This is a genomic window from Mycobacterium sp. 852014-50255_SCH5639931, assembly GCF_001665605.1.
Taxonomy (GTDB): domain Bacteria; phylum Actinomycetota; class Actinomycetes; order Mycobacteriales; family Mycobacteriaceae; genus Mycobacterium; species Mycobacterium paraffinicum.
Window position 1 is genome coordinate 318,470 of sequence record NZ_LZSV01000016.1, and the last position, 12,860, is coordinate 331,329.

At 66.9% G+C, this 12,860-nt stretch carries 10 protein-coding genes; 5 read left to right on the forward strand and 5 right to left on the reverse strand.

Annotated features, from left to right (window positions below):
- Positions 1 to 44: 44 nt before the first annotated feature.
- The 4 genes from A5758_RS09270 to A5758_RS09285 all read left to right on the forward strand — a co-directional run bounded on the left by A5758_RS09270 (position 45) and on the right by A5758_RS09285 (position 6,637).
- Entirely contained in the window at positions 45 to 824 is a 780-nt protein-coding gene (locus tag A5758_RS09270) for a hypothetical protein (RefSeq protein ID WP_067739227.1), read from the forward strand.
- A 185-nt stretch (positions 825 to 1,009) separates the two neighbouring features.
- On the forward strand, positions 1,010 to 4,738 hold the full coding sequence (locus tag A5758_RS09275) for a multifunctional oxoglutarate decarboxylase/oxoglutarate dehydrogenase thiamine pyrophosphate-binding subunit/dihydrolipoyllysine-residue succinyltransferase subunit (RefSeq protein WP_067739230.1): 3,729 nt from the start codon (positions 1,010 to 1,012) through the stop codon (positions 4,736 to 4,738).
- Between the two features lie 151 nt (positions 4,739 to 4,889).
- Positions 4,890 to 5,717, forward strand: coding sequence for an SDR family oxidoreductase (locus A5758_RS09280; RefSeq protein ID WP_067203670.1), 828 nt, complete (start codon positions 4,890 to 4,892; stop codon positions 5,715 to 5,717).
- 68 nt (positions 5,718 to 5,785) lie between these two features.
- The gene (locus A5758_RS09285; RefSeq protein WP_067739232.1) at positions 5,786 to 6,637 is read left to right on the forward strand and encodes an SDR family oxidoreductase; all 852 of its coding nucleotides are present in this window, start codon (positions 5,786 to 5,788) and stop codon (positions 6,635 to 6,637) included.
- 8 nt (positions 6,638 to 6,645) lie between these two features.
- Here the strand turns inward: A5758_RS09285 and A5758_RS09290 are convergent, their stop codons facing one another.
- From A5758_RS09290 to A5758_RS09300, 3 genes are all read right to left on the reverse strand, one after another.
- Positions 6,646 to 7,515 carry a glycine betaine ABC transporter substrate-binding protein gene (locus tag A5758_RS09290; RefSeq protein WP_067739235.1) on the reverse strand — a complete coding sequence of 290 codons (870 nt, stop codon included), beginning with the start codon at positions 7,513 to 7,515 and terminating at the stop codon, positions 6,646 to 6,648.
- Positions 7,512 to 8,711 carry an NADP-dependent malic enzyme gene (locus A5758_RS09295; protein WP_067739246.1) on the reverse strand — a complete coding sequence of 400 codons (1,200 nt, stop codon included), beginning with the start codon at positions 8,709 to 8,711 and terminating at the stop codon, positions 7,512 to 7,514. Before A5758_RS09295 ends, A5758_RS09290 begins: the two co-directional genes overlap by 4 nt.
- A gap of 74 nt (positions 8,712 to 8,785) precedes the next feature.
- Positions 8,786 to 9,775 carry a malate dehydrogenase gene (locus tag A5758_RS09300; protein ID WP_067203678.1) on the reverse strand — a complete coding sequence of 330 codons (990 nt, stop codon included), beginning with the start codon at positions 9,773 to 9,775 and terminating at the stop codon, positions 8,786 to 8,788.
- A gap of 148 nt (positions 9,776 to 9,923) precedes the next feature.
- Here A5758_RS09300 and corA point away from each other — a divergent pair, with 148 nt between their 5' ends.
- Positions 9,924 to 11,072 carry a magnesium/cobalt transporter CorA gene (gene corA / locus A5758_RS09305; protein WP_369816410.1) on the forward strand — a complete coding sequence of 383 codons (1,149 nt, stop codon included), beginning with the start codon at positions 9,924 to 9,926 and terminating at the stop codon, positions 11,070 to 11,072.
- Positions 11,073 to 11,088: 16 nt separating this feature from the next.
- Here the strand turns inward: corA and A5758_RS09310 are convergent, their stop codons facing one another.
- Together A5758_RS09310 and A5758_RS09315 are read right to left on the reverse strand one after the other, a co-directional pair.
- Positions 11,089 to 11,682 carry a suppressor of fused domain protein gene (locus tag A5758_RS09310; protein WP_067203680.1) on the reverse strand — a complete coding sequence of 198 codons (594 nt, stop codon included), beginning with the start codon at positions 11,680 to 11,682 and terminating at the stop codon, positions 11,089 to 11,091.
- Positions 11,679 to 12,857 (reverse strand): ABC transporter ATP-binding protein, encoded by a 1,179-nt coding sequence (locus tag A5758_RS09315; protein WP_067739249.1) that lies wholly within the window; start codon positions 12,855 to 12,857, stop codon positions 11,679 to 11,681. Before A5758_RS09315 ends, A5758_RS09310 begins: the two co-directional genes overlap by 4 nt.
- Positions 12,858 to 12,860: the final 3 nt, after the last annotated feature.

Genomic DNA, 12,860 nt, shown 5'->3' on the forward strand with positions numbered 1-12,860 from the left:
CGCGCACGTTAGCCTGGTAGGACGCCATTTGCAGGAGAGGCAAGATGCGGGCCCGACGGAAGCGGTCTTCGAACCGGTTTTTTAGCATGTCGCACGTGGAGCAGGCGCCGACGCCCACCAACGGCCGGCCTAAGACGTCCGCGCGGGCTTTGGCCCAGGTCATCGAGCGGAGCTCGCGGGTCCAAGGACCGGCGGCCGAGGCCTATGTGTCCCGGCTGCGCAACGCGCACCCGAGCAGCAGCCCGGCCGAGATCCTCGCCAAGCTGCAGAAGCGCTACGTGGGCATGGTGACGGCCAGCGGCATGGCGGTGGGCGCGGCGGCGACGATCCCCGGCATCGGCACCTTGAGCGCGCTGTCTGCCGCCGCGGCGGAAACGGTGACGTTCCTTGAGGCCACCGCGTTCTTCGTGTTGGCCGTCGCGGTGGTCTACGACATCCCCGCCGATCACCGGGAACGCCGCCGGGCTTTGGTGCTGTCGGTACTGGTCGGCGACAACAGTAAGGAAGCGGTCGCCCAGCTCTTCGGCCCGAGCCGTACCAACGGCGGCTGGATTTCCGAGAGCGTGGCCGCCGTGCCGCTGTCGTCGATGTCACGGCTGAACTCGCGATTGTTCAAGTCGTGGGTCAAGCGGTACGCGCTGCGACGCGGCGCCCTGGTGTTCGGCAAACTGCTCCCGGTGGGCATCGGGATCGTCGTCGGGGCCGTGGGCAACTACTTCGCGGGCAAGAAGATCGTCCGCAACGCCGACAGGGCGTTCGGCGCCCCGCCCGTGCGGTGGCCGCGCGCCCTGCACCTGGTGCCGCCGTTCCACGAAGCCGGCTAGCGCCCCTCCGACCCCCGTCTCCCTGGCGAATTGCTGGCGAAAGGTTAGCCTTTATAGGGCGGGAATCGTTGAGCATCGCCACTGCTGTGACATGCTCCACAATCCGAGGCCCGAGAAATGTACAGGCGCCGTGCAACAGCTGCGTAAGCGCTTGCAGGACAGAGGAATTGAGGCGAACAGCGGTCGTGAGCAACATAAGTTCACCATTCGGGCAGAACGAATGGCTGGTCGAGGAGATGTACCGCAAGTTCCGCGATGATCCCTCGTCGGTGGATCCGAGCTGGCACGAGTTCCTGGTCGACTACAACCCCGAGCCGACCGGCGAATCGGCCTCGAGCGCCCCGGCCGCCGGCGACGGCCAGCCCGCCGCGAGCGCCCCGCAAGCAAAACCCGCGCCGGTCGCCCAGCCGTCCGCCCAGACCGCCGCGCCGGCCCAACCAGCCGCCGGCAACGGTGCCGCCAGCGCCCCCGCCGCAGCACCGGCCAAAGCCAAAGCCCCGACTCCCCCGCCCGCCGAAGGCGACGAGCTGCAGACGCTGCGCGGCGCCGCGGCGGCCGTCGTCAAGAACATGTCAGCCTCGCTGGACGTGCCGACCGCCACCAGCGTCAGGGCCGTCCCGGCCAAGCTGATGATCGACAACCGGATCGTCATCAACAACCAGCTCAAGCGCACCCGCGGCGGCAAGATCTCCTTCACCCACCTGCTGGGCTACGCGCTGGTGCAGGCCATCAAGCAGTTCCCGAACATGAATCGGCACTACGCCGAGGTCGACGGCAAGCCCACCGCGGTCACACCCGCCCATACCAATCTGGGCCTGGCCATCGACCTGCAGGGTAAGGACGGCAAGCGTTCGCTGGTGGTGGCCGGCATCAAGGGTTGCGAGACGATGCGCTTCGCGGAATTCGTCTCCGCCTACGAGGACATCGTGCGCCGGGCCCGCGACGGCAAGCTGACCGCCGAAGACTTTGCGGGCGTGACGATTTCGCTGACCAACCCGGGCACCATCGGCACGGTGCACTCGGTGCCGCGGCTGATGGCCGGCCAGGGCGCCATCATCGGAGTCGGCGCGATGGAATACCCCGCCGAGTTCCAGGGCGCGAGCGAGGAGCGCATCGCCGAACTGGGAATCGGCAAGCTGATCACGCTGACCTCGACGTACGACCACCGGATCATTCAGGGCGCGGAATCCGGTGACTTCCTGCGCACCATCCACGAGATGCTGCTGTCGGACGCGTTCTGGGACGACATCTTCCGCGAACTGGGCAACCCATACCTGCCGGTGCGGTGGAGCACCGACAACCCGGACTCGATCGTCGACAAGAACGCCCGGGTGATGGAGTTGATCGCGGCCTACCGCAATCGCGGCCACCTGATGGCCGACATCGACCCGCTGCGGTTGGACGGCAGCCGCTTCCGCAGCCACCCCGACCTGGAAATCCTCAACCACGGGCTGACGCTGTGGGATCTCGACCGGGTGTTCAAGGTCAACGGCTTTGCCGGCTGCGAGTACAAGAAGCTGCGCGACGTGCTGGGCCTGCTTCGCGATGCCTACTGCCGCCACATCGGCGTGGAATACACCCACATCCTCGAGCCCTCACAGCAAGAGTGGCTGCAGCAGCGCGTCGAGACCAAACACGTCAAACCGACGGTGGCCGAGCAGAAATTCATCCTGAGCAAGCTGAACGCCGCCGAGGCGTTCGAGACGTTCTTGCAGACGAAGTACGTTGGACAGAAACGGTTTTCGCTAGAAGGTGCGGAAAGCGTGATCCCGATGATGGACGCGGCGATCGACCAATGCGCCGAGCACGGCCTCGACGAAGTGGTCATCGGGATGCCGCACCGTGGCCGGCTCAACGTGCTGGCCAACATCGTCGGCAAGCCGTACTCGCAGATCTTCAGCGAGTTCGAGGGCAACCTCAACCCGTCGCAGGCGCACGGCTCCGGTGACGTCAAGTACCACCTCGGCGCCACCGGCGTCTACCTGCAGATGTTCGGCGACAACGACATTCAGGTCTCTTTGACCGCCAACCCGTCGCACCTCGAAGCCGTGGACCCGGTGCTCGAGGGCCTGGTCCGGGCCAAGCAGGACCTGCTGAACCGCGGCGCCCACGACGACGGGGACGAGAAGGCCTTCTCGGTGGTGCCGATGATGCTGCACGGTGACGCCGCCTTCGCCGGCCAGGGCATCGTCGCCGAGACGCTGAACATGGCGGACCTGCCCGGGTACCGGGTCGGCGGCACCATTCACATCATCGTCAACAACCAGATCGGCTTCACCACCGCGCCGGAGTATTCGCGATCCAGCGAATACTGCACCGACGTCGCCAAGATGATCGGGGCGCCGATCTTCCACGTCAACGGCGACGACCCGGAAGCCTGCGTATGGGTGGCACAGCTGGCCGTGGACTTCCGGCAGAAGTTCAAGAAGGACGTCATCATCGACATGCTGTGCTACCGCAAGCGCGGCCACAACGAAGGCGACGACCCGTCGATGACCAACCCCGCAATGTACGACGTCGTCGACATCAAGCGTGGGGTCCGCAAGAGCTACACCGAAGCCCTGATCGGCCGCGGCGACATCTCACTGAAGGAGGCCGAGGACGCGCTGCGCGACTACCAGGGTCAGCTCGAACGGGTGTTCAACGAGGTCCGGGACCTGGAGAAACACGGCGTACAGCCGAGCGCATCCGTCGAGGCGGACCAGATGCTTCCTGCGGGCCTGTCGACCGCGGTGGACAAGGCGTTGCTGTCCCGCATCGGTGACGCGTTCCTCGCCCTACCGGAGGGCTTCAGCCCGCACCCGCGGGTGCAGCCGGTGCTGGAAAAGCGTCGGGAGATGGCCTACGAAGGCAAGATCGACTGGGCCTTCGGCGAGCTGCTCGCGCTAGGTTCGCTGGTGGCCGAGGGCAAGCTGGTGCGGCTGTCCGGCCAGGACACCCGGCGCGGAACCTTCTCCCAGCGGCATTCAGTGATCATCGACCGCAACACGGGCGAAGAGTTCACCCCGCTGCAACTGCTGGCGACGAACACCGACGGGACGCCCACCGGCGGCAAGTTCCTGGTGTACGACTCACCGCTGTCGGAGTACGCCGCCGTCGGATTCGAATACGGCTACACCGTGGGCAACCCGGACGCCCTGGTGCTGTGGGAGGCGCAGTTCGGCGACTTCGTCAACGGCGCGCAGTCGATCATCGACGAGTTCATCAGCTCCGGCGAGGCCAAGTGGGGCCAGCTGTCCAACGTGGTGCTGCTGCTCCCGCACGGCCACGAAGGCCAGGGCCCCGACCACACCTCCGGCCGCATCGAACGCTTCCTGCAGCTTTGGGCGGAGGGTTCGATGACCATCGCGGTGCCGTCGACGCCGTCGAACTATTTCCATCTCCTGCGCCGGCACGCCCTCGACGGAGTTCAGCGGCCGCTGATCGTCTTCACGCCGAAGTCGATGCTGCGCAACAAGGCCGCCGTCAGCGACGTCAGGGACTTCACCGAGATCAAGTTCCGCTCCGTGCTCGAGGAGCCGACCTACGAGGACGGTATCGGTGACCGCACCAAGGTCACCAGGATCCTGCTGACCAGCGGCAAGATCTACTACGAGCTGGTGGCGCGCAAGGCCAAGGACAACCGGGACGACGTCGCGATCGTGCGCATCGAGCAGCTCGCCCCGCTGCCCAAGCGCCGGCTCAACGAAACGCTCGAGCGTTACCCCAGCGCAAACGAGTTCTTCTGGGTGCAAGAGGAGCCGGCCAACCAGGGTGCCTGGCCGCGGTTCGGCCTAGAGCTCCCTGAACTGCTGCCCGACAAGCTGATCGGGCTCAAGCGGATCTCGCGCCGAGCCATGTCGGCCCCATCGTCGGGCTCGTCGAAGGTGCACGCGGTCGAACAGCAGGAGATCCTCGACATAGCGTTCCGCTGAGCCGAGCCCGGCGACGGCGAGCGCCCGAAGGGTGCGAGTGAGGAGCCGGGCAATTGAGCCTGAGCCCGGCGCGGCGCGACCACCCGCCGGTACGAGTGACCGCCGGTACCGGCTAGCCTCGACGCAAACGAGCCGACAAGGAAGGGTGCTCATGCAGGGATTCGCCGGCAAGGTCGCCGTGGTGACGGGCGCGGGTTCGGGCATCGGGCAAGCGCTGGCCATTGAGTTGGCCCGCTCGGGCGCCAAGGTCGCGATCAGCGACGTCGACGTCGAAGGCCTGGCCGAAACCGAGGCGCAGCTGAAGGCGATCGGTGCCGACGTCAAGGCGGACCGGCTCGACGTGACCGAGCGCGAGGCGTTTCTGGCCTACGCCGACGCGGTCAAGGAGCACTTCGGCAAGGTCAACCAGATCTACAACAACGCCGGCATCGCCTTCACCGGCGACGTCGAAGTCAGCCAGTTCAAGGACATCGAACGGGTGATGGACGTCGACTTCTGGGGCGTGGTCAACGGCACGAAGGCATTCCTGCCGCACCTGATCGCCTCCGGCGACGGCCACGTCATCAACGTCTCCAGCGTGTTCGGGTTGTTCTCGGTGCCCGGGCAGGCGGCCTACAACTCGGCCAAGTTCGCGGTCCGGGGATTCACCGAGGCGCTGCGACAGGAAATGGTGGCGGCCGGACATCCCGTGGCGGTGACCACCGTGCACCCCGGCGGCATCAAAACCGCGATCGCCCGCAACGCCACCGCCGCCGAGGGGCTCGACCAGGCCCAGCTGGCCAGCCTGTTCGACAAACGGCTCGCCAAGACCAGCCCGCAACGAGCCGCCCAGATCATCCTGGAGGCCGTGCGCAAGAAGAAGGCCCGAGTCCTGGTCGGCACGGACGCCAAGGTGTTGGACGCCTTGGTGCGGCTGACCGGCCCCGGATATCAGCAGCTCTTCGGGCCCGTCATGGGCCGGCTGATGCCCAAGCAGTGATCCCCACGTGGCGACGGCGGTTGCTACCGGATAACCTGACGCAGCAAACACTGCCACAGGGAGCACGCATGCATGGGTTCGCCGGCAAGGTCGCCGTCGTGACGGGAGCGGGTTCGGGGATCGGCCAGGCGTTGGCCCTCGAACTGGGTCGCGCGGGCGCCAGGCTCGCCATTAGCGACGTCGACACCGCGGGACTGGCGCAAACCCATGAGCAACTCAAGGCCATGGGCGCACCGGTCAAAGCCGATCCCCTCGACGTGACCGAGCGCGAGGCGCTTGTGGCATATGCGGAGGCTGTCCGGGAGCACTTCGGCCAGGTCAACCAGGTCTACAACAACGCCGGCATCACGTTCGTCGGCTCCATCGAAGACACCCGGTTCAAGGACATCGAACGGGTGATGGACGTGGACTATTGGGGCGTCGTCAACGGCACCAAGGCGTTCCTCCCGCACCTGATCGCCTCCGGCGACGGCCACGTTATCAACATCTCAAGCGCCCTCGGACTCTTCGCGGCACCCGGGCAGGCGGCATACGTTTCGGCCAAGTTCGCCGTCCGGGGCTTCACCGAGGCGCTCCGACAGGAGATGGTGCGGGCCGGCCATCCGGTGCGGGTGACGACGGTGCACCCGGGCGGGGTCAAGACGGGGTTCGCCCGCAACGCCATCTTCGCCGACGGGCTCGACCAGGACGGTCTGGCGGAAATATTCGAGGAACAACAGGCCAAGACGACCCCAGAACGCGCGGCTCAGGTCATCTTGGGCGCCGTGCAGAAGAACAAGGCTCGGGTGCTGGTCGGACCCGACGTAAAGGCCATGGACCTGGTCGTTCGGCTGACGGGTTCGAGACCTGAACGACTACTGAATGGGCCCGTCATGGGCCGGGTGCAGCGCATTGTGACCCACCTGTTGCCCAAGCGCTGACGCCCGCCTTACCGCCCCAGCGGATGTTCCGCCAACCACCCGCCGGCGACCGCCTGCGGGTCGGCTCCGCCGGCCACCTGGCGGCGCATGTCGACCAGGGCCGCGGTGTCCAGCACGCCGGCGACCTCGTTGATCGCCAGCAGCTGCCGATCGCTCAGCGCGTTGCGGCGATACAGCGGCACCACGTTCTCGGCCCGGATCAGCGCGGGTTTGCCGTCGGCGAGCGTGACCAGGTCGGCAGGGAGGCCGGGGTCGGCGGTCGTCGTCCACCCCGCGGTCAGCTGCCCGGCCCGAACCGCGGCGAACATCGTTGTCTCGTCGGGTAATTCGCGCGGAACGGGAAGCCGGCAGGTGCCTACGCTCGAAGGGGTCCGACGGCCGGTGGCGGTGCCCACGACCAGGCCGGCGCAGTGCTTCGGCAGCGTGCTCAAGTCCGCGCTGACATCGCTGCCGCCCCACGCCTTGGCGGTGGGTCCCGTCACCAGCAGCACGGGCTTGTCTTCCGCGGCGGTCGCATAGTCGCCCGCGGCGACTCCCTCGGGCAGCGCGGCCACCATCGCGCGGTAGACATCCGCGTCGGACATCGCCACCGCGCCGGGCTGCAAGCTCTCCAGCTTGCGGCCGGTCAGGGCCGGGACGACGGTGAACGCGCCCGAGTCCAGGCGCGCCATCGGATCGTCGGCAGTCTCGGCGCGCGCCGCGAAGCCGTAGGACCGCAGCGCGGCCACGTAGACGCCGGCCAGCAGCGCCGACTCGGAATCCGTCCCGGAGCCGACCACCAGTTCCGGACGGGCGCGGTGGTCGCCGGCGTCGGTCCCGCAGCCGGCCACAACGAGTAGGGCGGCGAGCAGCGGCACCGCCAGCCGGCCGGTCCTCACCCCGCGATGTCTGCGGGGTCCGCGGCCAGGGCCACCGCCGTGGCGACCGCATCCCCGACGCGCAGGTCCAGCGGGCTCGGGACGATCCGGTCGAACGCCAGGTCGTCACTGACGACCGAGAAGATCGCCTCGGCCGCGGCAACCATCATCTTTTCGGTGATCCGGCGCGCCCCGACATCCAGCGCTCCCCGAAACACGCCGGGGAAGGCCAGCACGTTGTTGATCTGGTTGGGGAAGTCGCTGCGGCCGGTGGCCACCACCGCGGCGTACTTGGCCGCCACCTGCGGATGGATCTCCGGATCGGGATTGGACAGCGCGAAGACGATCGCGTCGGGCGCCATTGTGGCGATCATCTCCTCGGGCACCACACCACCGGACACCCCGAGAAACAGATCGGCGCCGCGCAGCGCTTCCGCCATGCTTCCCGTGAGGCCGTCAGGGTTCGTGCGCTGCGCCAGAACGCTCTTCACGCTGTTCATGTCGTCGCGCCCGGTGTGCAGGATCCCGCGTGAGTCCAGCACCGTGATGTCGGAAACACCCATCGCCAGAAGCAGATTCGTGCACGCGACACCCGCCGCCCCGGCGCCGGAAACCACTACCCGCAGCGACGTCATGTCGCGGCCGAGCAACTTGGTGGCGCCCATCAGTGCGGCCAACGCGACGATCGCCGTCCCGTGCTGGTCGTCGTGCATCACGGGGCAGTCCAGCGCTTCGATGACCCGCCGTTCGATCTCGAAGCAGCGCGGCGCGGCGATGTCCTCGAGGTTGACCGCGCCGAACGTCGGGCGCAGTCGCACCAGGGTTTCGACGATCTCGTCGGGATCCTTGGTGTCCAGCACGATGGGGATCGCGTTCAGGCCGCCGTACGCCTGAAACAGGGCGCACTTGCCCTCCATCACGGGCAGCGACGCGGCGGGGCCGATGTCGCCGAGGCCCAGCACGGCGCTGCCGTCGCTGACGACGGCGACCAGCCGGTTCGCCCACGTGTACCGGGCGGCCTGTCTGCGATCGGCGGCTATCGCGCGACTGACCTGCGCCACACCCGGGGTGTACGCGATCGACAATGCCCGCCGGGTGTCCAGGGGGGCCGTCAGGCCTACGGAAAGCTTGCCGCCTACGTGTGCCTCGAAGATCTCCGCGTCGGTGATCGCGGCCTGTTCGGCGCGCGTCTGTATCGATTCAATCAACTCGGACACGCGCCCCAGGGTACTGACTACCGATTAGTAGGCCTAATCTGCGCGGGATGACGTTGCGCGACGACCGGGTGGCGTCAGATCAGTCCCAGCTCGGTCACCGCGTTGCGCTCGTCGACTAGCTCGGCGGTGGTCTTTTCGATGCGGCTGCGGGAGAAGTCGTCGATCTCCAGCCCCTGCACGATCGACCAGTTGCCATCCTTGGTGGTCACCGGGAACGACGACACGATTCCCTCCGGCACGCCGTAGGAGCCGTCGGAGTAGACCGCCATCGACAACCAGTCACCGTCCGGGCTGCCGAGCAGCCACGAGCGGGCGGCGTCGATGGTCGCCGACGCGGCCGAGGCGGCCGAGGAGGCACCGCGCGCGTCGATGATCGCCGCGCCGCGCTTGGCCACGGTCGGGATGAAGTCGTTCTCGATCCAGTTCTGGTCGTTGACCACCTCGGCGGCGTTCTTGCCGCCGACCTCGGCGTGGAAGATGTCGGGGTACTGGGTGGCGGAGTGATTGCCCCAGATCGTCATCTTCTTGATGTCGGTGACCTTCGCGCCGGTCTTCTTGGCCAGCTGCGAGATGGCCCGGTTGTGGTCCAGGCGGGTCAGCGCCGAGAACCGCTCCTTGGGGATGTCGGGGGCGTTGCTCAGCGCGATCAGCGCGTTGGTGTTGGCCGGGTTGCCGGTAACACCGATGCGGACGTCGTCAGCGGCGACGGAGTTCAGCGCCTTGCCCTGCGCTGTGAAGATCGCGCCGTTGGCCTCCAACAGGTCGCTGCGCTCCATGCCCGGGCCACGCGGCCGCGCGCCGACCAACAGTGCCAGATTCACGCCGTCGAAGATCTTGTTCGCGTCGGCGCCGATCTCCACCCCGGACAGCAGCGGGAACGCGCAGTCGTCCAGCTCCATCACGACGCCCTCGAGCGCCTTGAGCGCCGGCTCGATCTCGAGCAGACGCAGCTCGATCGGGCGGTCGGGGCCCAGCAGTGCACCGCTCGCCAGGCGGAACAACAGGCTGTAGCCGATCTGGCCGGCGGCGCCGGTGACGGCGACCTTGAGAGGACTTGCGCTCACGTCGAAATGCTCCTTGTGGAGGTAGTCATGCAGATTCGGGTCTCGGCACGAAACTAGCGCACCCCTCTGGGCTGCCAACTTCCGGTCCGACGCCCGGCCATTCCGCCGCGCGCGGATCGGCGCGCTTTGCGAACCCAGGGCGCGTAGCATGAAGCACCGCCCGGTCAGAGGAGCGCAGCGATCGGAGGTGGATGTGTTCCAGGGTTTTGACGCATTGCCCGAAGCGCTTCGGCCGCTCGCCCACGAGCCGCGTCCGCCGCATCCCGATTCCCAACCCAACTCCCCCAACGAGACGTTGGTCGACTGCGCCATCTACGCCGAGGGCCACCGGCTGCCCGGGAAATTCAGCCCCGCCGCGGCCCGGGACAAGGTGCGCCAGATCGAAATGCTCGGACACGAGGCCTTCGTCTGGGTCGGTCTGCGCGAGCCCGACCAAACCGAGATGCAGGATGTCGCGGACGTTTTCGGGCTGCACCCGTTGGCCGTCGAAGACGCGGTCTGCGCGCATCAGCGGCCCAAGCTTGAGCGCTACGACGACACGGTGTTCCTTGTCTTGAAGACCGTTACCTACGTCGCGCACGAATCGGTGACGAAGGCCCGCCAGATCGTCGAAACCGGCGAGATCATGGTCTTCGTTGGCAAGGATTTCGTGGTCACCGTCCGCCATGGTGAACACGGCGGGCTATCCGAGGTGCGGAAGCGCATGGAAGCCGACCCGGAGCAGATGCGCCTGGGACCGTACGCGGTGATGCACGCCATCGCCGACGACGTGGTCGACCATTACCTCGAGGTGAGCGGTCTGGTCGAGTCCGACATCGACAGCATCGAGGAGGTGGCGTTCGCCCCGGGCCGCAAGCTCGACGTCGAACCGATTTATCTCCTCAAACGCGAGGTCGTCGAACTGCGCCGGTGCGTCAACCCATTGTCCGGCGCGTTCCACCGAATGCAGGTGGAAAACAAGGACCTGATCTCGAAAGAAGTCCGGCGCTACCTGCGCGACGTCGCCGACCACCAGTCCGAGGCCGCGGACCATATCAACAGCTACGACGACATGCTCAACTCGCTCATACAGGCGGCATTGGCCCGTGTGGGCATGCAGCAGAACTCCGATATGCGCAAGATATCGGCCTGGGCCGGCATCATCGCGGTGCCGACCATGTTCGCGGGCATCTATGGCATGAATTTCGAGTTCATGCCTGAGCTGAAGTGGCACTGGGGCTATCCGGTGGTGGTCGGCATAATGGTCACTGCCTGCCTGACTCTGTACTTCAGCTTCCGAAAACTCAACTGGCTCTAGTCCAGCGGCTGAGCTATCAATTAGGTTGTGCGGCAGGTCGATTCGGATTCAGCACGTCGACGCCGTCGTTCTGCCACGCCTGTCGCATGGCTTCGGCGCCCTTCAACCGCACCCAGGCCGCTTCGGTCGCGGTGATGGGAGTCGCCGCGAGGAATTGCACCGGGTCGCGGGGCGGTTCCAGCGGCAGATCGTCGATGTCGCTGGGGCCCAACAACACCGCCGTGAACGGCACCCGGCCCCCGGGTCGCGCCCACAGCGGCGAGCCGAGATCGACCAACGCGTCGGCGGTCAGCACCAACCCCTCGACGGCCGGTGTCGCGGCCAGTACCGCCAGGCTGCGGGCAATGCCGCTGACCGGCCCCGGATTTCGCAGGCTCAGCACGACTTCGGCGCGGGGGCCGCGCGTCCGGTCGTCGACGATCTGTGTCGGGTCGGTCATCGGATAGCGCGAACAGCCCAGCGACACATAGTGAACCAGCCCGTCGCTCCCGCGGAAGCGCAGTACCTCGATGGGTTCGGTGCCCAGGAAGGTCACGCTCGCCGAATCGGGCTCGGCGCCGGCGAAGTGGCGGCGCAGGTGGGCCCGCACCTGGTCCAGGATCGGGCTCACCGCTCCCCAGACACCGCGTTGGTCAGGTTCACCCCGGAGCCGGCGTCGAAAACGGCGAGCTTCGCGGTGTCGAACGCCAGCTCGAGAGACTGCCCGATTGCCGCTTTGGACTCCGCGGGAACCCTTGCCACGAACTGGTTTTCGTGTGCGTGGGCCGCGGCGGCCAGCTCGTCGAGCTGGGCGGAGTGCGCCGCCCACCCCGCAGTGGAAAAGTAGACGAACTTGTCGGCACCCAGCGACTCAACCAAATCCACCTTCACCTCGAAGGTGAGCGCCCGGATGCGCTGGTACCCATCGATCAACGCGGCGTCGTGCAGATGCTCGGGCCGTACCCCGACAATGACGTTCTCCGGCGCCGGATGCTGCGCGATCGCCTGTCGTACTTCCGGTGTCACCACCACTTCCCCGAACGGCAGCGTCAGCCCGGTGGGCGTCAACGTGGCCGGGAAGAAGTTCATGGCCGGCGAGCCGATAAACCCCGCGACGAACAGGTTGGCCGGATGTTCGTAGAGCTCGTCGGGGGTGCCGATCTGCTGCGCGACGCCGCCGCGCATCACCACCACCCGGTCTCCCAGCGTCATGGCCTCGGTCTGGTCGTGGGTGACGTAGACAGTCGTGGTGCCCAGCCGCTTCTGCAGCCGTGCGATCTCGCCGCGCATCTGGACGCGCAGCTTGGCGTCCAGGTTGGACAGCGGCTCGTCCATCAAAAAGGCTTTGGGCTGGCGCACGATCGCCCGGCCCATCGCGACCCGCTGTCGCTGCCCGCCCGACAATTGGGAGGGCTTGCGGTCGAGCAGTTCAGTCAGGTCAAGGGTTTTGGCGGTCTCCACTACCTTCTGGGCGATCTCGGCCTTCTTCATCTTGGCGAGCGTCAGCGGAAACGCGATGTTCTGCCGCACGGTCATGTGCGGATACAGCGCGTACGACTGGAACACCATCGCGATGTCCCGATCCTTGGGCGCCTTCTCGTTCATGCGCTCTCCACCGATGCGCAGCTCGCCCGACGAGATGTCCTCAAGGCCGGCAATCATGTTCAGCGTTGTCGTCTTACCGCACCCCGACGGGCCGACCAGAATCAGGAACTCGCCGTCGGCGATGGTGATGCTGAGGTCCTTTACCGGGGTGGCGCCGTCCGGGTAGCTCTTGGTGACATGGTCCAGCACAATCTCGGCCATCGC

Excerpts from the sequence above, each read along its gene's own strand:
- A5758_RS09270 (WP_067739227.1), top strand. The coding sequence starts at position 45 with ATGCGGGCCCGACGGAAGCGGTCTTCGAACCGGTTTTTTAGCATGTCG.
- A5758_RS09280 (WP_067203670.1), top strand. The coding sequence starts at position 4,890 with ATGCAGGGATTCGCCGGCAAGGTCGCCGTGGTGACGGGCGCGGGTTCG.
- A5758_RS09285 (WP_067739232.1), top strand. The coding sequence starts at position 5,786 with ATGCATGGGTTCGCCGGCAAGGTCGCCGTCGTGACGGGAGCGGGTTCG.
- corA (WP_369816410.1), top strand. The coding sequence starts at position 9,924 with ATGAAGCACCGCCCGGTCAGAGGAGCGCAGCGATCGGAGGTGGATGTG.
- A5758_RS09315 (WP_067739249.1), bottom strand. The coding sequence starts at position 12,857 with ATGGCCGAGATTGTGCTGGACCATGTCACCAAGAGCTACCCGGACGGC.